Raw genomic sequence first — 24,581 nt, forward strand, 5'->3', positions numbered from 1 at the left:
CTGCTCGCCTACATTCCGTTTATTTCGGTTCGCTTTCATCGCTTGTCCGGTTCGCGGTTCCAAGCCTTGCTGGCATTCGCCAAGGATCGCTTGCGGCCGTCTCCCGCGGCATCGGCACCGCAATCCTGGCTTGCGCTGTGTACCCGCTCCTTCGAATTTTCATGGTATGGGTGTATACCCCGCCCTGTCATCGGCCGGTGACGGATTGGTCATTACTTTCAATGGGCCGGCCCAAGATAGTCTGTCCAGACCACATCCTTTGGCAGCATAGGCACACTAAAAATACGTGCTAAAGATGAACCTTTTTCCCGTTAATGCATTTATCGGTAATATCTTAGCCGTTGACTTCCCGCATTGGACGAGTATGGTGCCCACCGCTTTTGGTTAAGAAAGGCGTAATCCGGTAGAATTAGACCGGTATGCTTGGTGGAAGCCGTGCCAGTGGGGGAACGCGATGCCGGACAGCCTGAACGCCGCGTCCATGGATCCGCACCTGCCGGATTTCTGCCATGGGGCGCGCCTGGCCCTGCCCGCGCTGTGCCTGCACCGGTCCTTCGAAATCCGCGCCGACCATTCCCCCGACAGCCCCGCCATCATCGGTGAGGATGGCATCGTCGGTGCCGCGGCGCTGGACGTCGCGGCCAACCGCCTGGCCCATGCGCTGCTGCGGCTGGAACTGGCGGCGGAGGAACCGGTGGGCGTGCTGGTGGACCGGTCCGCCGCCCTGCCCTGGGCCTATCTGGGCATCCTGAAGGCGGGCGGCACCTATGTGCCGCTACTGGCCGACCTGCCAGCCCAGCGCCTGGCCAACATGGCGGCGCAGTCGGGCATGCGGCTGTTGATCGCGCTGGACGGGCACCGGCCGCCGGCGGAACTGCTGGCGGCGCTGACGGAGAATGGCGGGGGCCGGCCCGCGCGGGTGCTGGAGCCGTCCGACGCCGAAGGGGGCGATGGAACCCGGCCGGACCTGCCCTGCCATCCGGGACAGCTGGCCGCCATCCTGTTCACGTCGGGCTCCACGGGGCAGCCCAAGGGCGTGCTGATCCAGCATGATGCCTGCCAGAACATGGCCCTGGGCCATGCGCTGGCCCAGGATATCTCTGCTGCGGACCGGCTGCTGCTCTCCTCCTCCCCCGGCTTCATCCTGGGGTTCCGCGAACTGTGCCTGCCGCTGGTGCTGGGCTGTGCCTGGGTGCCGGGGACCCGGGCGCTGCTGGACCGGCCGGCCGACCTGCTGGACAGCATGGCGCGGCGGCGGGTCAGCGTGGCCCTGTTCACGCCGTCATATCTGCGGCTGCTGGGCGGGGCGGTGCCGGCCGGCCTGCGCCTGGTCATGACCGCCGGGGAGCGGCCGAACGTCGCCGATGCCCGCCACTACGCGCGCCATGTCACCTATTGGAACATGCATGGCGCCACGGAACTGTGCGGCACCTTCGGCATGCACCGGGTCGATGCCGATGGCGACGGCCCGCTGCCCAGCGGCCGGCCCTTCCCCAACGCCACCATCCTGCTGCTGGACGAGAATGGCGAACTGGTACCGGCGGGAGCGGAGGGGGAGATCCATGTGGTCAGCCCTGCCGCCGCGCGCGGATACCTGAACCAGCCGGAATTGACGGCGGAAACCTTCATCCAGACCCGTTTCGGCCGCGCCTACCGCACCCGCGACCTGGGGCGCTGGACGGAGCGCGGGGAACTGCTGGCCCTGGGCCGCATCGGCGACGTGGTCAAGGTCTCCGGCCAGGCCGTGGCGCTGGGTGAGGTGGAACAGACCCTGCTGGCCCGGGCCGGGGTGCGCGGCGCCGTGGTCGTGCAGCATCGCGGCCGCCTGGTGGGCTTCGTGGAACCCAAGCCGGGCGCCGATCTGGCGGATACGGATTGGGCGGGGCTGCTGTCGGCGTCGCTTCCCGCCTATATGGTGCCGGCCCTGGTGCTGGTGCTGGCATCGCTGCCCATCGCCAGCGCCGGCAAGGTGGACCGCCCCGCCCTGCTGGCCCTGGCCGAGGCGGACTGGGCCGCACGGCGCGGTGCCGGCAGCGCCCCGCAGGGCGCGGTGGAAACCGCCATCGTCGCCATCTGGGCCGATGCGCTGGGCCTGGATGCGGGTGATATCGGCCGGGAGGATGATTTCTTCCGCCTGGGCGGCAGCAGCCTGCTGGCCATCCAGGTCGGGCAAAAATTGCAGGCGGCCGGCCTGCCCGCCACCGTGCGCGACATCCTGGGCAGCCTGACCGTCGCCGGCCTGGCCCTGTTGCTGCGCGACCGGGCGGTGGACGCGGCGGACCCGGTCGATGGCGACGCCACGCCGCCGGCCACCGCCGGCCAGACGGATTTCTGGGTGGCGGCCAGCCTGGGCTTGGCCCCGGCCGCATCGCATATCGGCCGGGTGCTGCGCCTGTCGGGTGCGGTCCCCGATCCCGATGCGGGCCGGTGGCGAGCGGCCTGGATGGGGCTGCTGCGCCACCATCCGGCCCTGCGCACGGGCCTGTTCACCGACGATGCCGGGCTGTTGCGGCTGCGCACCCTGGCGGCCGATGATCCGGCCCTGGACATCCCGCTGGAAACCGGCCTGTTCGCGACGGAGGCGGAGGCCGGCCGTTTCGTGGCCGACCGGATGGCGCTGCCCTTCGACCTGACCCGCCCGCCCTTGTCGCGCGCCGGCCTGATCCGTGTGGCCGATGGCGGGCTGCTGTTCTGGTTCGTGCTGCACCATGCCCTGGCCGACGGCATGTCGGCCAGCCGCATCCAGCAGGATCTGCTGTCGCTGCTGACCGGCCAGCCCCTGTCCCCCGCCCTGGACGCGCCCCGCCTGGCCAGCCGGACGGAACAGCGCCATCTGGCATCCCCCGCCGCGGCGCGCGACCGCGACTATTGGCTGGATCGGCTGTCGGCGCTGGGCGCGGACGCGTTCGAACCGCTGCCCACCGACCGCCGCCGCCATGACGGCGATGCCATCCCCGCCGTCCCGTTCCAGCATGTGCTGGATGCCGGCGTGGCGGATCGCCTCACCCTGCTGGCCAACCGGCACGGGGCGGGGCTGCATGCCCTGCTGCTGGCGCTGCTGGCGGCGGAGATGGGGCGGCGCACGGGCCGGCGCCAGCTGCTGCTGGGCAGCGGCATCGCCACCCGCCCGGCCGGGACGGAGGATCAGGTCGGGCATTTCGTCAACCTGCTGCCCCTGGCCCTGACGCTGCCCGCGGGCCAGACCCTGGTCCAGGCGCTGCACGCGGCCCAGGCGGCGCTGACCGGGGCGGTGGCCCATGGCCTCTACCCTGCCGGGCTGATCCAGCGCGATCTGCGCCAGCGCCAGCCGGATTTGCGGCCGGCGGGGCGGATGGGACTGGTCGATATCGCGCTGACCGCCAATCCCGCGCGCCTGGTGCGTGACCCGGTCACGGGTTGCACCCTTTCGCCCCTCTCCCTGCCCGGTGACGGCGTCCTGCCCGCCGCCGGCCTGGACCTGTCCTTCGCGCATGAGCCGACGGGGGATGGCGGGGTCATCCTCAGCCTGGTGTGGAACGCCGCCCTGTTCCATGACGCCACGGCGCAAGGCTGGTTGACGGCGCTGGCCGGTTGGGCGGAATGGCTGTCCGTGGACGGGAACCGCCTGGACGCGCCGCTGCCCGACCTGACCCGGGAGGAGCGTGACTGGCTGGCGGCGGTGGAGCATGGGCCCGCCGCGCGGCATCCGCTGCTGCCGGCCCATCGGCTGGTGGAGGCCATTGTCGATGCCGCACCCGACAGCCCGGCAGTGATCACCCGCGACGCCGCCATTACCTATGGCGAGCTGGAGGCCCTCGCCAACCGCATCGCCGCGGCACTGCTGGCGGCCGGCATCGGGCCGGAACAGCCGGTGGGCGTGCTGGCCGACAATGGCGCCTGGCTGCCGGCCGCCGCCCTGGGCATCTGGAAGGCGGGCGGTGTGCACCTGCCGCTGGCCATCGAGATGCCGGCCGAACGCGTTTCCTATATTCTGAACGATGCCGGGGCGCGCCATCTGCTGCTGTTGCCGGGGGCCGAGGCGCCGGGCGGGCTGCCCGACGGGGTGGTGCTGATCCGGCCGGATGATCTGTCCGGCGCCGCACCACGCCCGGCCCGTGCCGTGCCGGGCGATGCCACCGCCTATATCATCTACACATCCGGCACCACCGGCGCGCCCAAGGGCACGCGGGTCAAGCATGACGGCATGGTCAATGCCGTGCTGTCGACGCTGGCGGCGGCTGGCCGGCGGACAGAGGATCGCGTGGCCCTGGTCGCCACGCCGGCCTTCGACGCCTCGCTGTGGGAAATGGGGCTGGCCCTGCTGCACGGGTTGCCACTGGTACCGGTGACCAGGGCGGAACGGGAGGATCCCTGGGCGGTGAAGGATCTCTACCGCGACCTGGGCGTCACCATCGCCTTCCACGCGCCCTCCTATCTGCGGGTCAGCCAGGACAAGCCGTTCCCGCCGACCCTGCGCGTGCTGCTGACCGGGGGCGAGGCGCCCAGCCATGAGGATGTGGCCCGCCATTCCGGCATCGATTTCTGGAACTGCTACGGCCCGACGGAAACCAGCATCATCGTCTCCCTGGGCCGGATCGGTCCCGATCATCCGCGCGACCGCGCCCTGCATGTGGGCCGCCCCCTGCCGGGCGATGTGATCTCCATCCGCCACGCGGACGGGACGCGGGTGCCGCCGGGGGCGACGGGGGAGGTCTGGCTGGGCGGTATCGGGGTTGGCGGCGGCTATCTGAACAATCCGCAGCAGCAGGCCAGGGCCTTCATCGACACGGACGAGGGGCGTTTCTACCGCTCCGGCGACCTGGGCCGCTGGTCGGCCGACGGCATGCTGGAACTGGCCGGCCGCATCGACCATCAGGTGAAGCTGCATGGCCAGCGGGTGGAACCGGCGGAGATCGAACAGCAGCTGCAGGCCCATCCATCCGTGCGCCAGGCCGCCATCATCGTGGACAAGGGGGCCGGCGATACCAAGCTGCTGCGCGGCTTCGTGCATCTGAGGGACGGTGCCAGTCCCCTGCCGAACGAGGAATGGCGCGGCTTTCTGGCTGGCCGCCTGCCGCCGCACATGGTGCCGGCCACCATCATCGCCGTGCCGGGCATCCCGGTGACCCCCAATGGCAAGGTCGATGGCAGGCGCCTGCTGGCCGCCCTGCGTGACCACTCCCTGGAGCAGGGGGCGGTTGCGATCCGCACCAAGCCGCAAGATGCCCTGGAACAGCAGATCGCCGACAATTGGGCCACCTTGCTGGGCGGCCAGGGTGGTGAGCTGCCCGTGGCACGGGAGGATGATTTCTTCGCATTGGGCGGGACCAGCCTGCTGGCCGTCACCATGGCGCACCGGCTGGCCCCGCTGCTGGGCCGGCCCGTCTCTCCCCGCGACCTGTTCGCCGCCCCCACCCTTGGTGCCTTCGCCGCCCGGTTGGCGGCGGCATCCCCCGCCCAGGTGCCGTTATCCACGCTGGAAGATGACCTGGCGACGGAGGGGGAGCGGGAATTCTGGACCGCGCAGCAGGTGGGGCTGGACACGTCCGGCCATATCGTCCCCGCCATCCGCCGCTTGGCGGGTCCGATGCCGGACCGGTCACGCTGGGATTCCGCCTGGCAGGCTCTGGTGACGCGCCAAGCCGGTCTGCGGCTGTATTTCGCACCCGATGCCGGTGGGCGGCTGCGCCGCCGTGCCGGTGATGGGGTGGGCGGGCTGGAATGGGATGTGGCGGCGGACCAGGCGACGGCCCTGGCCCATATCCGCGCCCGCCAGATGGCCCCCTTCGACATGCAGGCCCCGCCCTTGTGGCGGGCGGGACTGGTGCGGGTGGCGGCGGACGGCAATTGGCTGTTCTGGCTGTCGCTGCATCATTCCATCGGTGACGGGCGGTCGCTGGGCATCATCATGGCCGAACTGACGGCGCTGTTGCGGGGGCTGGACCTGGATCCGCTGACTGCCGACCCGGCCGGCGCGGCACGGCGTGAACAGGCCTATCTGGCCGGGCCCGATCTGGCGGCGGATGCCGCCTGGTGGGCGGACGCGCTGGATGGGGTGCCGGCATCGGCCTTCGCCCCCCTACCGCTGGATTTCCCCCGCCGGTTGGGCGGGGAGGCGGCCACCCACCGGTTCCAGGCCACGCTGTCCCCCGACCGTGCCGGGCGTCTGCGCACCCTGGCCCGCCGGCATGCGGTCAGCCCCTATGCGCTGCTGCTGTCGCTGCTGGCGGTGGAGGCGGTGCGGCGCACGGGGCGCGAGCATCTGGTGCTGGGCACCACCGTTTCCACGCCCGAGGATGGGGGGGAAGCGGCCCTGGTCGGTTATGGCGTCAACATGCTGCCCCTGACGTTGCGCCTGGACGGGGCTGCCCCGCTGGCCGACCTGTTCCTGGCGGCCCAGCGCGCCCTGGCCGGCGGGTTGCAGCATGCGCGATATCCGTTCGCCCGGCTCTATGCCGATTTCTGGCGCCGCCGGCCGGAACTGCGCGATCCACTGCGCTTCCCGCTGTTCGACATCGCCATGACCGAGAACCCGCAAACCCCGCCCTGCGACGGTGATTTGCGGCTGGAGCGTCTGCCGGCGGATGATGACGGCTATGAGCTGACGCACAGTGCCCATGGCCAGGATCTGCTGCTGATCCACGAGGCGCTGGCCGATGGCGCCATCGCGCTGGAATGGCATGCCAACGCCACCCTGTTCAGCCGCGACAGCGCCGGCGCCTGGCTGGACGGGTTGCTGGAACGGGCGGCTCTGCTGGCCGACCGGCCGGACCTGCCCGCCCTGCCACTGTCCGGTCTGTTGGCCGATGCGCCGCCGCCGCCCGTGATGTCGGGGCCGGCGGCATCCGACGGCAGCCCGGCCCGGCCGGGCCTGGAACAGGATATTGCCGGTCTGTGGGCCGACCTTCTGGGCATCGCCCCACCGGTCCGGCAGACGAATTTCTTCGCGGCGGGCGGCAACAGCCTTCTGGCCATTGCCATGGCCCATCGTCTGGCGGCTCGGCTGGGCCGGCCGGTTTCGGCGCGCGATCTGTTCGCGGCCCCGGTGCTGGCCGATTTCGCAGCCCGGCTTGCCGCCAGCGGCGGCACGGCGGAGGCGTTGCCCGGCTTCGACGGGTCCCGCGCCCTGGAGGGGGAGCGGGAATTCTGGACGGCGCAGAAGGCCGGGCTGGATACCAGCGGCTTCACCATGCCGCTGATCCGCCGCGTGTCGGGCCCCGTGCCGGATATCGCCGCCTGGCAAGAGGCCTGGGGCACACTGGTGGCCCGCCATCCCACGCTGCGCTGCCGCCTGCGCGAGGCGGAGGACGGTACCCTTCACCGCGACATCCTGGAGGATGGGGATGCCGGCCGGCGGTTCGAACACGCCGATGCCGTCGACCTGACCCAGGCCCTGGCCCATATCCGCGCCCGTCAGGCGTTGCCGCTGGATCTGGCCCGGGGGCCGGTCTGGCGGGTGGGGCTGGTGCGGGTGGCGGATGGCGGCGAGTGGCTGTTCTGGCTGGCCCAGCACCATGCCACGGGTGACGGCCGGTCGTTCGGCGTGCTGCTGGGCGAACTTCTGTCGCTGCTGGATGGCAAGGCGCTGTCACCGCCGGCCGCGACGCCGGCGACCATTTCCGCGCGTGAACAGGCCTATCTGGCGGGCGGTGAGGCGGCGGTGGATGCGCGCTGGTGGCGTGACCAGCTGGCCGCCCTGCCGGCCACGGCGTTCGAGGATTGGGTGCTGGACCTGCCGCGCGGCACCGGTGCTGCCGGCAGCCACCGGCACATGGCTCGCCTGGACGCGGCCGAGACGCAAGGCCTGCTGGCGCTGGCCCGCCGCCACAATGCCAGCCTGCACGCCCTGCTGCTTGCCATGCTGGCGCATCTGGTCCGCCGGCGCACGGGGCGCACCGACTTCCTGATCGGCACCACGGCCACCGTGCCGGAAACGGCGGAAGAGGCGGCGGTGCCGCATTACGGCGTCAACATGCTGCCCCTGGCGTTCCAGGGCGTGGAGGGCGGGGATTTCGCCCCGCTGCTGCGCCGCACGGCCGATGGGCTGGCGGCGGCACTGGCCCATGGGCGCTATCCGTTCGCCCGGATCTATCATGATTTCTGGGCTGCCCATCCCGGCGCGCGCCAACCCGACCGCTATCCGCTGTTCGACATCGCCATCACCGAAAATCCGGTGCCGGCCCGCCCGGCCACGGGCGGTCTCGGCCTGGGCCGGCTCCTGTCCCTGCCGCGGGACGGCATCGCCTATGAGGCCATGCCCAACCCGCCGGGCCAGGACATGGTGCTGACCCATGAGCGTCTGGCCGATGGCGGGCTGCTGCTGGACTGGCAGATGAATGCCGCCCTCTACCATGCCGACATTTCCCGCTTCTGGCTGGAAGGGCTGGTGGAAACGGCACGCTGGCTGGCGGCGCAGGGCACGGATATCGACCTTCCCGGCCTGCTGCCGGCGGAACGTGCCACGCTGTCCGGCTGGGAACAGGGCGTGGTGCGGCCCCGCCCGGCCGAAACCTTTGCCCGTTGGTTCGAACATGTCGTGGATCGGCCGGGACAGGCGGCACGCCCCGCCCTGCTGACCGCCGATGGCGATGTCGGCTATGGCGAGCTGGACCGCCGCGCCAACATCCTGGCCCATCGCCTGATCGCTGCGGGCGTCAAGCCGGGACAGGTGGTGGCGGTGCTGACCCACCGGTCCGCCAACCTGGCCGCCGCCGTGCTGGGCGTGTGGAAAGCGGGTGCCGCCTATCTGCCGCTCACCGCCGAGCTGCCCGCCGACCGTCTCGCCTTCATGGCGCAGGATGCCGGGGCCGTGGCGCTGCTGGCGCTGGACGGGATCGAGGTGCCGGCGGGGATCGCCCTGCCGCTGGTCGATGCGTCGCGCATGGACCCCAATGCAGCGGATAGCCGGCCAGATATCGTGACCGGTCCGGACGACTTGGCCTATATTCTCTATACATCCGGCTCCACGGGACAGCCGAAGGGCGTGATGCTAGCCCATCGCGGCTATCTGAATCTGGTGCTGGGGGCGGGCGAGACCTATGGGCTGACGGTGGATGACCGTTGCCTGGGTTTTGCCGCCCCTTCCTTCGATGTGTCGCTGTCCGATATCGGCATTCCGCTGGCCGCCGGCGCCGCGTTGTGCCCGCTGCCGGCGGACCTGCTGGACCAGCCGGGGCGGGTGGCCGCCCTGATCCGTGACCGGGGCATCACGCTGGCCGATCTGACGCCGACATATCTGCGCCTGCTGGACAGCGGCAGCCTGTCGGGCCTGCGGGTGCTGGTGACGGGCGGCGAGGCGCCGCTGCCGGCCGATGTGGCGCGGCTGGCCGGCGACATCGCCTATTTCAACGCCTACGGCCCCACGGAAGCCTCCATCACCGCCAGCATGGGCCGCCTGTCCGCCGGCCGGCCGGAACGGCTGGATTGTGGCCGGCCCCTGGCCAATACCGGGATCGAAATCCGTGACCCGGTCACGGGTGCTTCCCTGCCGCCGGGGGCGACGGGAGAGGTCTGGCTGGCCGGTGCCGGGCTGGCGCGCGGTTACCTGAACCGGCCCGACCTGACCGACGCCGCCTTCGTCACGCTGGCCGAGGGTCGGCGTTACCGCACGGGTGACCTGGGCCGCTGGCGCGGGGATGGCGGGCTGGAGGTGCTGGGCCGCATCGACCAGCAGGTGAAGCTGAACGGCATCCGTATCGAACCGGGTGAGATCGAAGCGGCCATCGCCCGCCATCCCGCCGTGACCCAGGCCGTGGCCCTGGTGGAGGGCAAGGCCGGGGAGCGGCAGGCGCTGTGGGCCTGCATCCGCAGCCACGCGGGGGCGGACCTGCCCGATGCCGCCGGCTGGCGCCGTTTCCTGGGCGATATCCTGCCACCCTACATGATCCCGGCCGCCATCCATGTGGTGGAAGCCATCCCCGTCACGCCGTCGGGCAAGATCGACCGCGCGGCCCTGCTGGCCGGGCTGGGCGATGGGGCCCGTCCCGCCGGTACCCCGCCCTTGCCGGGCCTGGAACGGCAGATCGCCGGCCTGTGGGCCGACCTGCTGCGCACCGGAGTCGTGCATCGCGAGGATGATTTCTTCAGCCTGGGTGGGCACAGCCTGCTGGCCATCGCGCTCTGCCATCGGCTGGAGGGGCTGGTGTCCCGGCCGGTACCCGCGCGCCTGTTGTTCGCCGACCCCACCCTGGCGGGTTTCGCAGCGCGGGTGGAGGCGCATCTGGCCACCCCCGCTCCGGTGCTGCATTCCCTGCCCAGCGACATCGCGACGGCGGGGGAACGGGAGTTCTGGACGGCCCAGCAGGCCGGGCTGGAAACAAGGGGCTTCACCATCAGCCTGATTTTGGCGGTGGAAGGCTCCGTCCCCGGCGATGACGTCTGGCAGCGGGCCTGGGCTGGGCTGGTGGCCCGGCATGGGGCGCTGCGCACCCGGTACGCGCTGGAGGAGGATGGCGACATCCTGCGCCGCGTGGTGTCGACCGACAGTCCGGGCACCTTGCGCATCGACCATGCCGCCGATACGTCGTCCGCCCTGGCCGCCATCCGGGATCGCCAGGGTCAGGTCTTCGACATGGAAACCGGCCCCCTGTGGCGGGCCGGGCTGGTGCGGGTGGCGGATGGCCGGCCGGTCTTCTGGCTGGCCCTGCACCATGCGGTGGGTGACGGTGCGTCCCTGGGTGTGCTGGTGCGCGACCTTACGGCACTTCTGGTAGGTGAAGACCTGCCGAAAAGCGTGACTGGTTACGAAGAAAGCGCAGGGCGGGAACGCACCCATCTGCTGGGTCTTGCCGGCAGTCAGGATGGCGACTGGTGGCGGGACACGCTGGGCGGTCTGGTCCGGTTGGGAGAGGATGCCTTCGCCGACTGGCCCACCGACCGGCCGCGCCCCATGGTGCGGGCCGCCGGGGCCGGCCGGGGCAGCCATCTGCTGCGCCTGTGCCTGGAACCCGTCCAGGCGACGGGCCTGCGCAGGCTGGCCCAGGCCAAGGGCGCCAGCCTGCATGCCCTGCTGCTGGCCCTGATGGGGCTGGAGGTGCGGCGGCGCACGGGGCGCGACGACTTCCTGCTGGGCACCGCCGCCAGCACGCGGACGAGAGCGGCCGAGGCCGACGTGGTGGGCTATTACGTCACGCTGCTGCCTTTGCCGTTCCATCTGGCCGGCGTGACGGATGCGGGTGTGGCGATCGCCGCCACCCGTGCCGCCCTGGCCGGGGCCCTGGCCCACAGCACCTATCCGTTCGCCCGCATCGCCCGGGATTTCCGCCAGGACCATCCGTCGCTGGCCGATCCCGCCCGCTATCCGCTGTTCGACATGGCGGTGACGGAGAACCCGGCCGTGCAGGTGGATGATGCCGCCGGAGGCACGCTGCGCTTCGTTCCCGCCGACGCCCTGGCCCTGCCGGCACCGGGCACCATCGCCTATGATCTGCGCCACAACGCCCCGGCCCAGGATATGGTGCTGGTGCATGAGGGGCTGGCCGATGGTGGCCTGTCGCTGTCCTGGTTCGTCAATGCCGACCTCTATGACCGCGGCACGGCGGAATCCTGGCTGAAGGGGCTGGTGGGCCAGGCACTTTCCCTGCTGGAAAACCCCGCCGCCCCGCCACCCCGGCTGTTGCCGGCGGAGCGGGACCAGCTGGCCCTTTGGGAGAAGGGGGAGGTGCTGCCGCCCCCCGCTCGCACCGTGGCGGCACTGTTCGGCGCCATCGCGGCGCGCCAGCCGGCGCGGCCGGCGCTGATCACCGATGCCGCCACCCTGTCCTATGGGACGCTGGAGGTGCAGGCCAATGCGCTGGCGCATGGGTTGCTGGCCCGGGGCTTGCGGCCCGGCCGGCCGGTGGGTGTCTATACCGAACGGTCGGCCATGCTGCCCATGGTGGCTTTGGCCGTGTGGAAGGCCGGCGGCTGCTATCTGCCGCTGACCCATGGTCTGCCGGGTGACCGGTTACGGTTCATGGCGGATGATGCGGGGCTGGACCTTCTGCTGGCGCTGGATGGGCTGACCCCGCCCGACGCGTTGCTGGCGGCGGGCCACAAAGTGCTGCGGCCGGAGGAGATGCTGGCCGGGGACCTGAACGCACCGGTATTGGAGGTAGCGGCGGATAGTCCCGCCTATATCCTCTACACCTCGGGTTCCACCGGCACGCCCAAGGGCGTGGTGCTGTCACAGGGCGGGCTGGTCAATCTGGCCATCGGCATGGCGCATATGACGGCGGCCGGGCCGGATGACCGCGCCCTGCTGATCGCGTCGCCTTCCTTCGATCTGTGGATTTCCGACCTGCTGATGGTCTGGGCCGCCGGTGGCGCCACCGTGCCGGTGACCAAGCCGGAGATGGACGATCTGTCCGGCATGAAGGACAAGCTGCGCCGGCTGGGCGTCACCATGGCCTCCATGGCGCCCTCATACCTGCGGCTGTTCGAACAGGCGGAATTCCCAGCCCTGCGCTTCCTGATGACGGTGGGCGAGGCGCCGGTGCCGGCCGATGCCCGCTTCTATGCCGCACGCCTGGGCTATTTCAACGGCTATGGCCCGACGGAGACGACGGCGGCGGCCAGTATGGGCAGGGTCGATCCCACCGACGATCCGCTGCCGGCCGGCCGGCCCCTGCCCAACAGTTTCATCCTGATCCTGGACGGGCAGGGCGAACGGGTTCCGCCCGGTTCGGTGGGGGAGGTGTGGATCGGCGGGGCCGGGGTCGGCATCGGCTATCTGAACCGCCCCGACCTAACGGAACAGGCCTTCTACGATACGATCCATGGCCGCCTGTACCGTACCGGCGATCTGGGCCGCTGGCGGTCGGATGGGCAACTGGTGGTGCTGGGCCGGGCCGACGGGCAGGTGAAGCTGCGCGGCCAGCGGGTGGAACTGGGCGAGATCGAACAGGCGCTGTCCCGCCATCCGTCGGTGCGCCAGGCCGCCGTCCTGGTGCGCAAGGCGGCGGACGGGGTGCTGAGCCTGTGGGGCTTCGTGGTGCCGGGGACGGGGGATTTGCCCGATGCGGCCGGCTGGCAGGCGTTCCTGGGCACCGGCCTGCCCAACTACATGATCCCGGCCGGGGTGCTGGCCCTGCCGTCGCTGCCGGTCAACCTGGCCGGCAAGATCGACCGCAAGGCGCTGCTGGCCCTGCTGGAGGAACATCTGTCGACCGCCGGCATACCGGGCGATGCCCCGCGTGATCCGCCGCGTGGGCCTGTGGAACAGGCGGTGGCGGATGTGTGGGCGGAGATCCTGGGCCGGCCGGAGCTGTCGCGCGACGACCGGTTCTTCGACCTGGGTGGCGACAGCCTGCGGGCCATCGCCACCATCACCCGCCTGCGCCGGCATTACACCGTGCGCATCAACGACCTTTATGAAAACCCCGTGCTGGCCAATTTCGCCCGTACCTGCCGGCCGCGCGCCGACCATCTGCGCGACCAGATCCAGGCGGCACGGCGCCATTGGCAGGATTATCGCCACGGGCTGCCCGCCTATGAGGCGGCACGCGCCGCCGTCCTGGCCCCGACGCTGGCGGCCTATGAGGCCTGCAACCAGGGTTTTGCCGGGCTGGATCTCAGCCAGCGGGCCGATTACGGCCATGTGCTGCTGACCGGCGGCACCGGCTATCTGGGCACCTACCTGCTGCGCCGGTTGCTGTCCCGGCCGGGCCGGGAGGTGACGGCCCTGGTGCGCGCCGCCGATGACGCCGCCGCCCGCCGCCGCCTGGAAGGGGCCCTGGGTTATTATTTCGGGGCGGACAAGGCGGCATCCCTGCTGGCCGATCCGCGCCTGCGGGTCCGGGCCGGCGATCTTCGCCGTCCCGACCTAGGGCTGGACGAGGGCGGGTTCGATCATCTGGCCGGACAGGTGGACGCCATCCTGCACTCCGCCGCCAATGTCAGCCATGTCGGCCATTACCGCGACTTCCTGGCCGACAATGTGCAGGCGACGGGCCATCTGGCCGACCTGGCCGAACGGCGCGGGCGCCTGCATGGCGGGACCACGGCCGACCTGCACCTGGTCTCCACCACATCCGTCTGCGGCCGGCCGCCCGACGACGGGTTCCGCCTGTTCAGCGAGTACGACCCCGTGCCCGCCGAACTGGAGGAGAATTATTACGTCCGGAGCAAGCAGGAGGCGGAACGGCTGGTGATGCAGGCCCGCGACCGGCTGGCCAATGCCGCCATCCACCGCGTCGGCAATGTCGTCTTCGCCGCCGATGGCGGGCCGTTGCAGCGGAACATCACGGAGAACGCCTTCTTCCGCCTGATGGGGGCGCTGGCCCGGCTCGGCGTGGCACCGGACGAGTCACATCTCTGGCTCTGCCATGTCGATGTCGTGGCCGAGGCAGTGGTGGCGCTGGCCGAGGCGCCGGCCTTGGCCAACCTGACCCATCATGTCGAACATGCAAGGCAGGAGACGCTGGCCGATTTCATCGCCGGCGCCGATGTCGGCGGCCGGGTGGCTTCGGTCGATTTCGGCACGTTCCTGCAAAAGGTCGCCGGTGCCGTGGAGGTGCCGGAGATGGAGAAGGCCCTGGCCGAGATCCTGGAAGGATTCGGCCTGCATCGTGGCATCTCCCCCCAGGCGAGGGGGCGCCGGCTGGAGGTCACCTCCGCCCGGACCCAGCAATTCCTGGCGCGGCTGGGGGTCGGATGGCCCGACCTGCCGCGCGACGGCCAGTCCGCCATGGTGGCGGCGGCCCTGACCCTTTTCACTTGAGCCCAGCCTTATGTCGAAGGTGACCGCCATGTCGATGCCGACCAGACTGCTGACCCATCTGCGCGACCTTGGTCCCCGCACCGGGGAATTCGCCGTCGCCCCCATCGACCGCGCCCAGGTGGACGCGGCGCTGGCGGTGCTGGCCGACCATTATGGGGGGGAGGTGGACCCCGCCAAGCTGGTGCCGCCGGAACGGGACGGGCCCTTGCGCGGCGATCTGGCCCTGCGCGCCCCCTACCTGTCCGACCTGGCCGGTGAACTGCGCGACCGGCTGGAGGGCAATTACAGTGCCGTGGTCATTCCCCGCCTGGGGCTGGACGGGCTGCCGCTGCCCACGCGGTCGGCGCTGATGTTCGCCCTGTCGGCCAGCCTGGGCCTGCCCACCGCCACCGACCAGGTGGACCGCCGCGTCGTCTGGGACGTGAAGGTGCGGGAGGAGAAGGTGAAGAACAACAGCGTCTCCACCTTCTCCGAACATCCGTTCGAGGCCGACCTGCACACCGATACCCAGTATTTCGCCCGGCCCGAGCGTTACATGATGCTGTATTTCATCGTGCCGGCTTCGTGCGGTGGCGGCATTTCCACCTCGCGCGACCTGGGCTGCCTGCGCGACGCGCTGTCGGCCAGCGATGACGGGCGCTGGGCCATGCAGTACCTGACGGGCCGCGACCTGCCCTTCCGCATCCCGGCCGTGTTCACGCAGACGGGCAAGGCCGACAAGGTGGAGGTCACCTTCGCCCCGATCTTCGGCACACGGCCCGCCGTGCGCTTCCGCACCGACACGCTGCGCAAGGGGCTGGACCTTTATCCCGACTATGACACGGTGGAACTGCGCCGGGCCTTGTCCATCCTGAATGCGGAAGTGGCCAGGCAGGAAAAGCTGGTCAGCATCCATATGCCCGCCGACGGCCTGCAGGTGCTGAACAACCATGAGGCCTTGCACGGCCGCAGCCCCTTCGCGGACTATAGGCGCCATGTGCTGCGCATCCGGGTGGCGGAAACCGGGGTGCCCGGCCTGGACATGGCGGCCTGATCCGATGAACCTTCTGCGCCTTCTGGGACGATTGGGACCGCAGCCGATGCGCCGGCTGCTGCTGGCCGCCGCCGGTTCGGCGCTGAGCAGCACCGTGGTGCTGGCCATCGTCAACGCGGCCGCCCAGAACATCGCGGCCGAGAAGGCGGATTTCGTCGACCTGCCCCTGGGCCTGGCCTTCGTGGCGGCACTGGGCGGGTTCTGGCTGTGCCAGGTGCGGCTGGTGCGCCGCATGGCCACCGATCTGGAAGAGGTGGTGGACGGCCTGCGCCTGCGCCTGCTGGACCGGGTGCGCCATGCCGACCTGTTGAAGCTGGAAAAGTTCGGCCAGACGCCTTTGTTCGAAAGCATCAGCCAAGCCAGCCAGACCATTTCCCAGAATTCGCAGTTCCTGGCCCTGACCCTGCAATCGATGCTGCTGACGCTGGCCATCCTGGTCTATGTGGCGCTGATCAACGGCCTGGCCTTCATGCTGATCGGCGGGCTGCTGGCGCTGGGCACCTGGGCCTATATCCGGCTGGGGCGGGAGCTGCAGGCCCGGCAGCGCACATTGATGGCGGAGGAGGCGGAGCTGTTCGAAGGCGTGTCGGACCTGTTCGACGGCTTCAAGGAACAGCGGCTGAATTCCGCGCGCAGCGATGGCTTGAACCAGGGTTTCGCCGATGCGTCGGCCCGGACCGTCGCCGCCCGCAATGTCGTGCATATGCACAGCTGGCAGCAATTCATCTTCGGGGAGATGGCCTTCAACCTGATGCTGGGCCTGGTGATCTTCGTGGCGCCCGTCTACGCCAAGGGCTTCAGCACGGAGATGGCGCAGGTGGCGGCGGCCGTGCTGTTCATGTCGGCCCCGGTCTTCGGCCTGATGCAGTCGCTGGCCATCATGAGTGCGGCCGAAGCCGCCGCCGGCCGCATGCTGGAACTGGAACCGCAGCTGGCAGCGCTGGCGGAGGCGGGCAGCGACGGGCCGGGCCAGAGCCTGCCCGCCGATTTCCGCGAACTGGCCCTGGAGGGGGCGTCCTTCACCTTCCCGTCGCGCGACGGGGAGGCGGGCTTCACCGTCGGTCCCTTCGACCTGACCTTGCGGCGGGGCGAGGTGGTGTTCATCACCGGCGGCAACGGGTCGGGCAAATCCACCTTCGTGAAGCTGCTGACCGGGCTCTACCGCCCCACCGCCGGCCGGCTGTCGCTGGACGGCGTGCCCGTGGGGGCGGACCGGCTGGGGGCCTGGCGGGAGAACATGGCCACGGTGTTCGCCGATTTCCATCTGTTCGCCCGGCTCTATGGCACGCCCTATCCGGATGGGGAGGAGGCCGACCGGCTGATGGCCTGGCTGGAGATGGAGAAGGTGACGGCGCTGCAGGGCGACCGGTTCGGCCGGCGCGACCTGTCGGCGGGGCAGCGCAAGCGCCTGGGCCTGGTGGCGGCACTGCTTGAAAAGAAGCCGATCCTGATCCTGGATGAATGGGCTGCCGACCAGGACCCGCATTTCCGGCACAAATTCTATCGCGAGATCGTGCCGGCCCTGAAGGAACGGGGCCTGACCATCATCGCCGTCACCCATGACGACCATTATTTCGACGTGGCCGACCGACGGCTGCATATGGAGGAAGGGCGGTTGAGCGAACTGCCCGTGCCGCCGGCGCCGGCCGGGCAAGGGGTGGCCGCATGATCCGCTCCCCGCTGAATTCCAATCTGGCGCGCGTCATCCTGCGGGAAATCCCGGAGAATTTGCGGCTGGTCACCTGGATGAACGTGCTGTCGGCCGTCACCACCGCCATGCTGCTGTGGCTGGTACAGGCGGCGACGGTGGCGACGCAACAGGACGGGCAGCCCGGGGTAAGGCTGGTGCTGATGTATGTCGTCACCATCACCCTGTTCGGGATCAGCCACAATGTCACCCTGATCACCGCCTCCCATGATGCGGAACGGCTGATCCACGGGTTCCGGCTGCGCCTGTTCGATGCCGTGCGCCGGTCGGATCTGGTGACGGTGGAAAAGATCGGCCGCGCCGCCCTGAACGGCGTGCTGGTGCAGGATACCCAGGCGCTGGGCAGCATCCTGCCGCTGCTGGTGATCGGGGTGCAGCAGGCGGTGATGCTGCTGTTCCTGGCCTTCTACCTGACCTGGCTGTCGCCGGTGGCCAGCATCATGGCCTTCGGGTTTGCCGGATTGGCCGTTGCCGTGCGCTATGCCCGCATGCACGGGTTCCGCAAGCAATTGCAGGAGAATGCCGCGGCGGAGGCCGCCGTGTTCGACGGCCTGACCGACCTGCTGCGCGGCTTCAAGGAAGTGCGGATGAGCCGGGGGCGGGCCGACGCGCTGGTCGATGCCATCGGCCGCGCATCGGCCAGGGCGTGTCGCGTCAACATCGCCACCAAGACCCAGTGGGGGCGCAATTTCTCCCTGATCGAGGTGATGTTCTACACCCTGATCGGGCTGATGGTGTTCGCGGTGCCGCTGCTGACCACCGATTTCCACAACGTCGTGGTGCCGGCGACCACGGCCGCCCTGTTCATCGTGGGACCGGTCAGCACCGTGTCCTTCGTCACGCCCATGCTGACCCAGGCGGAAATGGCGCTGGCCAATATCGAGGGCATGGAAGGGCGCCTGCGCGAGGCGGCGGCGCGGTCCGGGCAGGCGGCACCGGCAGCGGCAGATGCCGGCGGGCGGAGCTTCGCCGATCCCGTGCGCATCGCCCTGTCGGGCGCCGCCTTCGCCTATCGCGACGACAGCGGCAATCCGCTGTTTGGTGTCGGGCCGCTGGAGGCGGAATTCCGGGCCGGCGAGATCAGCTTCATCACCGGCGGCAACGGGTCGGGCAAATCCACGATGCTGCGCCTGCTGACCGGGCTGATGCCGCTGGACACTGGCGCGCTGCTGGTCGATGGGGCCCCCGTGCCGGCCGGCCGGATGCAGGAATGGCGCGACAACATCTCCGCCATCTTCACCGACTACCACCTGTCCCGCCGCCTTTACGGCGTGGGCGACGTCACCGACGAACAGGTGGCGCCGCTGCTGGAACGGCTGGAGATGCGGGACAAGGTCCGCATCATCGACGGCCGGTTCAGCACCACCAGCCTGTCCACCGGCCAGCGCAAGCGCCTGGCCCTGGTGGTGGCGCGGCTGGAGGACAAGAAGGTCATCGTCCTGGATGAATGGGCTGCCGACCAGGACCCGCATTTCCGCAGGATCTTTTATGAGGAGCTGCTGCCGGAACTGCGGGCGCTGGGCAAGATCGTCATCTGCGTCACCCATGACGACCGCTGGTTCCACCTGGCCGACCGCGCCTACCACATGAACGAGGGCAGGCTGGAACGGGTGGCCCATCGCCCGCTGCCCGGCCCCCCGCCCGACGCGGGGGAGGCGGCATGAGCGGGGGAACGGATAGAACGTCAAGTTGTTAATTTTATTGTTAATTGGACTGCCTAGAAAGGTTTTGACTATGACCAGACCATTGGTTAGCCCATTGTTCGGTATCGCTGGCCGGGATAAGGCTGCCTTCCAGCGCGGACCGTCGATCAGGGGCCGAGAACAGGGCCGCCATCCATGCCGGATGCGGGCCTGCCGCCACCCACGTTCTTACTGGAGCGCACTGACATGGTAACCAAGAAGGACCAGACCGAGACGGCCGTCGACCCGGTGGTCACGACCGATCCCGCCACCGCCCAGGCCTTCGCCGAGGCCGATGCCGCCGCGGCGGCCGACAATTCGGACCTGGATGCGGCACGTGCGGCCCATGCCGCCACCATCATCCGTAACCATGTCCTGGCCGGTGCCGCCACCGTGGTGGTGCCCGTCGTCCTGCTGGACAGCGCCGCGCTCGCCGGCGTGCAGCTGAACCTGGTGCGTGAACTGGCCAAGGTCTATGGCCAGGATTTCCGCGCCGACCTGGTGCGCCCGGCCGTGGCCACCCTGTTCGCCACCATCGCGCCCAAGGCCGTGGCCAGCACGGGGCTGAGCGCCCTGGTGGCCAGCATCCCGGTGATCGGCACCGCCTATCGCTGGGTGGCCCTGCCGGGCTTCAACGCCGCCTTCACCTATGCGGTGGGCAAGGTGTTCCAGCAGCATTTCGCGTCGGGCGGCACCTTCCTGACCTTCGACCCGGAGAAGGTGAAGGAATATTTCGTGAACCAGTACAACAAGGTGCGCGGCAAGAAGGCGGCTGAGCCCGCCGCCGCCGCGGCCTGATCCGCGCGTCCGGCATGGGGAAGGGGGCCGGCGGCATTGCCGGCCCCTCTTTCCTGCGGCACATTCACGTCTTGCGCGTTGGTGACGAAGGTCCAATCCCCATGCTGCTGATCGTCCTTGTCATTTATCTGCTGGCCTGCGCGCTCTGCGGCTTCATGGGCCGCAAGACCGCCTTCGGCTTCATCGGGCATTTCCTGCTGGCGATCTTCATCACGCCCGTCGCCTCCTTCGTCATCCAGGCCATCACCCGGCCCGGTACGCATTACAAGATCCAAGGGCGGGACTGACCCGCGATGACCGACGCCATGCCGGCGCCCGCCGCGACCGAACGCTTTCCCCGCTGGCGGCGTCTGCACGCCTGGGCGAAGGAACGTGCCGTCTCCCTCTATGCCCTGGCACTGACCTTCCTGCTGGCACTGCTGGCCGTCGCCCCGCAGATGGTGGTGGAGGTGCCGGCGGGGTCGGTGGGCGTGCTGTGGCTGCGCTTCCTGGGCGGCACCATGACCGAGCATGTGATGCGAGAAGGCGCCCACCTGATCCCGCCCTGGGACCGGGTGACGCTCTATGATGTCCGCCTGCGCAACTTCGAGCGCGAGTATGAGGCGGTGGCCGCCAACGGCCTCGCCATCAAGGTGCAGGTGGCGCTGCGCTATCGCGTCAACCCCACGGCCGCCGGCCTGCTGCACAAGCTGGCGGGCCCTGATTATGTGGACACCCTGGTCCAGCCGGAAATCGCCAGCCTGCTGTACAAGTTCGTCTCCCGCCATTCGCCGGAGAATTTCTATTCGGTGAACCGGGAGGAGATTCAGGATTTCCTGAAACAGCAGGCCAAGATCGACTTCCCCGTCGGCAATGACCGCGACAGCGACGGCAACCCGCTGCGCATGCCGCTGATCCATGTCGATGATGTGCTGGTGTCCGGCGTCACCCTGCCGCTGACCGTGCGCCAGGCGATCGAGCGCAAGGCGCAGCAGGAGCAGGTGATGCAGGAATATGATTTCCGCATCGCCACCGAGGAGAAGGAGAAGGAGCGCAAGCGCATCGAGGCGGAAGGCATCCGCCAGTTCCAGGATATCGTGGCCCGCACCATCACCCCGGAATATCTGCGCCTGCGCGGCATCGAGGCGACGCAGAGCTTCGCCACCTCCACCAATGCCAAGACCATCATCATCGGCGGGCGCGACGGGTTGCCCGTGATTTTGAACACGGGCGATGATGGGGCGGCCGGTACGGCACCGCCAGCGGCGGCTCCCGCCGTTGGCCCCCGTGCCGGTGCCGCATCCGCGACCACCGCGCCCGCCGCGCCGACGCCCACCCCCAGTGCACCGGCCTCCACGGCGCGCCCCACCGCGGTGGATGCGGCACAAGCCAACCGGCCGGCACCGCAACCCTGAACGGGTCACCATCGGCCGGATATTTGAAGAATGTCGGGAGAAGCGTGGCGCGCCCGGCAGGACTCGAACCTGCTGCCTCCAGTTTAGGAAACCGGCGCTCTATCCTGATGAGCTACGGACGCCAACCACGCCCCCCATATAGCGGCATTCACCGCAGGGCGAAAGCCCTGATGCACGGATCGGCTCACCCCTTATAGGCCAGGCGCAGGTTGCCCCAGCGGCGGTTGTTCACGATGATCGGCACATCCACTTCCTTCAGGCGCACCAGCTGACCGCCGCCCATGTCGCGCATATAGGCCTGCATCAGGAAGGGGCGGCTGTTGCGGCTGGCGGCCAGGCCGGCGCTGTCCTCATAAAGCCGGCGGTTGCGGCAATGGGCCAGGTTCCAGTCACGCTGGCCGGGACGCGGCATCTCCGACACGCGGGCATTGTGGGTGGGCAGATAGCCGACGCCATTGACCGCGGCACAGAACTGGATACGCGGGTCGCGCGCCAGGACCGGTTCCTGGATGGCGGGGAACAGCGCGTCGGTCAGGGCGGTGAAGGGTGCCACGTATTGCTCCGGATCGGACCCGTCGATGCGCTCCAGGTCGGTGGAGAACAGGGCCGCCTCGTCGATCCGGCCGGCGTGCAGGGCGTCGGTCAGGGCGGTGCCCAACTTCGCGGCCGTGTCCTGCGCGATGGAAACGAAGCCGGACTCGGCATTGATCAGCCGCTGGACATAGTGCTCCAGCGCTTCCCGCTCCCTGGCCTCCGGTTCGAACATCACATGCAGGCCCAGTTCGCTCCGCCCCACCATCTGGCCGGTGACGGAGCCCACCTCCGGCAGGGTAATGGTCAGGGCCTGTCCCTCGCGGCTGGACAATCCGTCGGCACGCGCCAGCAGGGCCCCGTCGACCGACAGGTCCAGCAGCCGGGTTTCATACCGTGTACCGCCCGACAGGACCGTGACCTGCTGGTCGGTCGGGATGCGGTCGTGGCCGCGGCGATCACCGGCCACGGACTGGCGCAGGGTGGTCAGCAGGCGGTTGCGCAGCGCGCCGACGGCCCGCTGTGTCTCCTCTACCCTTGCCTGCATGTCGGTGGCGGCGGTATTGGCCGCATCGATATCGCTGCTGACGCGGGCAACGCTGTTGGACACCTGGGCGGCACCGCCGGCGGATTCCTCCGCGTTGCGGCCGATCTCCGCACTGGCGGCCGACTGTTCCTCCACCGCCGCCGCCGTGGCGGTCGCGGTATTGTTGATCTCCTCCACCACATGGATGACGGCGCGGATGCCGTCGACGCTGCCATCCACGGCCTGACGCACCGCGTCGATGCGGCGTGCGATATCCTCCGTGGCGTTGCGGGTCTGGGTAGAGAGGCTTTTCACCTCCGATGCGACGACGGCGAAGCCCTTGCCGGCCTCGCCGGCCCGCGCGGCCTCGATCGTGGCGTTCAGCGCCAGCAGGTTGGTCTGGGCGGCGATCTCCGCGATCAACCCGACCACGGCCTGAATCTCGCCCGTCGCCTCGGCCATGCGCTCCACAGCTGTCTCGGCGTCGCGGGCGCTGGCCACGGCCCGTGCCACGACCTGGCTGGACAGGGCGGCCTGTCGTGCGATCTCCGTGCCGGAGGTGCCCAGTTCCTCAGTGGCGGCGGCCACGTTCTGGGCGTTGGCGGAGGTCTGTTCGGCCACCGTCGCCAGCACCACCGCCTGTTCGCGCACCGACAGCATCGACCCGGAGAGCACGCCCATACCGCCCACGACGCGCTGGCAACTCTGTTCGACCCCCTGCCAGGTAGCGACGAGGTCGGTCTCGATGGCTTGGCAGGTTGCCAGCAGGCGCATCCGCGTCTCGGTTTTCGACCGGGCGTCCCGGACGCGCTGTTCCTCCTTGCTGAAGGCCAGCTTGGCGCGGGTGGCCCGCAATTCGATGAACGCATCGCGGAATTCCGGGGCCGCGGGCAGGTCGATGCGATAATCCAGGCGCGCGCCGGCAATGGCCGCGAAGGCGCTGGCCATGCTGTCAAGCGGCCGGCGGACAGTACGCAGCAGCCAGAGGGCGGCAGCCACGGTCAGGGCGATGCCCAGCAACCCGACGCCCAGCATCACCAGGAACAGGAGATCACGCTCCGCGGTTCCGGCCGCCATGAATTCGGGCCCATGGGCCAGCTGGCGTTCGGTCATCTGGCTGATCACGTCGCTGACCGGGTCGATAGTCTGATAGAGCCTGTCCTTGACCAGCATGTCCAGGGCGCCCCGATCCCGGGCGCGCATGGCCTTCAGCAGGTCTTCCACCGTCCGGTCGGCGGCGTTCGTCAGAGGGGCGATCGCGGCCACGCTTTCCAGCTCCTGGGCGTCCAGGCCCGAAGCGGTGAACGTGGTCCATTCTCTATCGATATCGGCCTTGGCCCTTTCAATGGACCCGATGCCCTGGTCCCAGGTGAAGTTGCCGTTGCGCACCTTGTGCGAGGCATCGACGATGAAGACGGCATAGGCATCGGAAACGGTCTTCAGCCGCCGCATATGCATCACCGCCTCGTCATTCAGGGCGATGATCCGCTGTTCCTCATGCTGGATGCCCGTCATGCCGATGGTGCCGATCAGCGCCTGCAGTGCCAGCATCAGGGCGAAGGCCAGGGCCAGGCGGCCACGGATGGAACCGGCCCAACGACGGATGGCGGCTCGCCAGCCGGCTTGTTCCGCGGTTCCCTGCCGGATCGCCATGTTCCGGGCGCGGCTGGTGCGGATATCTGCATAAAGCGCTTCCGCGGCGGCGATGTCGGCGCGGGCCGGCCGCGTCCGGATGGAGATGTAGCCGACGACCTCGCCATTCTCCAACAGCGGCGTGACATTGGCGCGCACCCAGTAATGGTCGCCATTCTTGCTGCGGTTCTTTACCAGCCCTTCCCAGGGACGCCCCTGCTTCACCGTCGACCAAAGGTCCGCGAAGGCCTCCTTGGGCATATCCGGATGGCGGACCAGATTATGCGGCGCGCCCAGCAGTTCCTGCTCGCTGTAGCCGCTGATGGCGATGAAGGCATCGTTGACAAAGATGATGCGGCCGCCGGTATCCGTCTTGGACACCAGCAGGTCGCCGTCATTCATCAGGATCTCGCGGTTTGTCACCGGCCCGTTATCACGCATTTCTGATCTCGCTCGCGCTGTACCGGCACATGCGTTGCGCGCAAAAATTTGCCCGCCAAAGTAGATGCCGGCAGTTTGATTTCCATGTTGGATACTGGAAACAACCATATTGATGAATAAATCGTTACCAGTACTTGATTGTGGTGTTATCTATATTTA

General features: G+C 69.4%; 8 protein-coding genes and 1 tRNA gene. 7 read left to right on the top strand and 2 right to left on the bottom strand.

The genetic code is table 11. From position 1 onward, the window contains the following. Positions 1-454 precede the first annotated feature (454 nt). The 7 genes from ACM9HJ_RS07085 (at position 455) to ACM9HJ_RS07115 (ending at position 21,292) form a co-directional block, all read left to right on the top strand. Positions 455-14,677 carry an amino acid adenylation domain-containing protein gene (locus ACM9HJ_RS07085; RefSeq protein ID WP_416571010.1) on the top strand — a complete coding sequence of 4,741 codons (14,223 nt, stop codon included), beginning with the start codon at positions 455-457 and terminating at the stop codon, positions 14,675-14,677. A gap of 10 nt (positions 14,678-14,687) precedes the next feature. Further along, entirely contained in the window at positions 14,688-15,710 is a 1,023-nt protein-coding gene (locus tag ACM9HJ_RS07090) for a TauD/TfdA family dioxygenase (protein WP_416571011.1), read from the top strand. Between the two features lie 46 nt (positions 15,711-15,756). Further along, positions 15,757-17,379, top strand: coding sequence for an ATP-binding cassette domain-containing protein (locus ACM9HJ_RS07095; protein WP_416571012.1), 1,623 nt, complete (start codon positions 15,757-15,759; stop codon positions 17,377-17,379). Next, positions 17,376-19,082 carry a cyclic peptide export ABC transporter gene (locus ACM9HJ_RS07100; RefSeq protein ID WP_416571013.1) on the top strand — a complete coding sequence of 569 codons (1,707 nt, stop codon included), beginning with the start codon at positions 17,376-17,378 and terminating at the stop codon, positions 19,080-19,082. The genes ACM9HJ_RS07095 and ACM9HJ_RS07100 overlap by 4 nt, the downstream gene beginning before the upstream one ends. A gap of 225 nt (positions 19,083-19,307) precedes the next feature. Then, entirely contained in the window at positions 19,308-19,898 is a 591-nt protein-coding gene (locus ACM9HJ_RS07105; RefSeq protein ID WP_416571014.1) for a YcjF family protein, read from the top strand. 101 nt (positions 19,899-19,999) lie between these two features. After that, positions 20,000-20,185: a hypothetical protein gene (locus tag ACM9HJ_RS07110; RefSeq protein WP_416571015.1), complete on the top strand. Its 186-nt coding sequence runs from the start codon at positions 20,000-20,002 to the stop codon at positions 20,183-20,185. Positions 20,186-20,191: 6 nt separating this feature from the next. Beyond that, positions 20,192-21,292 carry a prohibitin family protein gene (locus tag ACM9HJ_RS07115; protein ID WP_416571016.1) on the top strand — a complete coding sequence of 367 codons (1,101 nt, stop codon included), beginning with the start codon at positions 20,192-20,194 and terminating at the stop codon, positions 21,290-21,292. Positions 21,293-21,337: 45 nt separating this feature from the next. Here the strand turns inward: ACM9HJ_RS07115 and ACM9HJ_RS07120 are convergent. Together ACM9HJ_RS07120 and ACM9HJ_RS07125 are read right to left on the bottom strand one after the other, a co-directional pair. Beyond that, positions 21,338-21,414 (bottom strand) — tRNA-Arg (locus ACM9HJ_RS07120). 62 nt (positions 21,415-21,476) lie between these two features. Further along, the gene (locus tag ACM9HJ_RS07125) at positions 21,477-24,422 is read right to left on the bottom strand and encodes a methyl-accepting chemotaxis protein (protein WP_416571017.1); all 2,946 of its coding nucleotides are present in this window, start codon (positions 24,420-24,422) and stop codon (positions 21,477-21,479) included. Positions 24,423-24,581 lie beyond the last annotated feature (159 nt).

This window comes from Niveispirillum sp. KHB5.9 (assembly GCF_048066115.1).
In the GTDB taxonomy this organism is placed as follows: domain Bacteria; phylum Pseudomonadota; class Alphaproteobacteria; order Azospirillales; family Azospirillaceae; genus Niveispirillum.

Bases quoted from the DNA above. Each gene is read 5' to 3' on its own strand.
- ACM9HJ_RS07125 (WP_416571017.1), bottom strand. From the start codon at position 24,422: ATGCGTGATAACGGGCCGGTGACAAACCGCGAGATCCTGATGAATGAC.
- ACM9HJ_RS07085 (WP_416571010.1), top strand. From the start codon at position 455: ATGCCGGACAGCCTGAACGCCGCGTCCATGGATCCGCACCTGCCGGAT.
- ACM9HJ_RS07090 (WP_416571011.1), top strand. From the start codon at position 14,688: ATGTCGAAGGTGACCGCCATGTCGATGCCGACCAGACTGCTGACCCAT.
- ACM9HJ_RS07105 (WP_416571014.1), top strand. From the start codon at position 19,308: ATGGTAACCAAGAAGGACCAGACCGAGACGGCCGTCGACCCGGTGGTC.
- ACM9HJ_RS07095 (WP_416571012.1), top strand. From the start codon at position 15,757: ATGCGCCGGCTGCTGCTGGCCGCCGCCGGTTCGGCGCTGAGCAGCACC.
- ACM9HJ_RS07110 (WP_416571015.1), top strand. From the start codon at position 20,000: ATGCTGCTGATCGTCCTTGTCATTTATCTGCTGGCCTGCGCGCTCTGC.
- ACM9HJ_RS07100 (WP_416571013.1), top strand. From the start codon at position 17,376: ATGATCCGCTCCCCGCTGAATTCCAATCTGGCGCGCGTCATCCTGCGG.
- ACM9HJ_RS07115 (WP_416571016.1), top strand. From the start codon at position 20,192: ATGACCGACGCCATGCCGGCGCCCGCCGCGACCGAACGCTTTCCCCGC.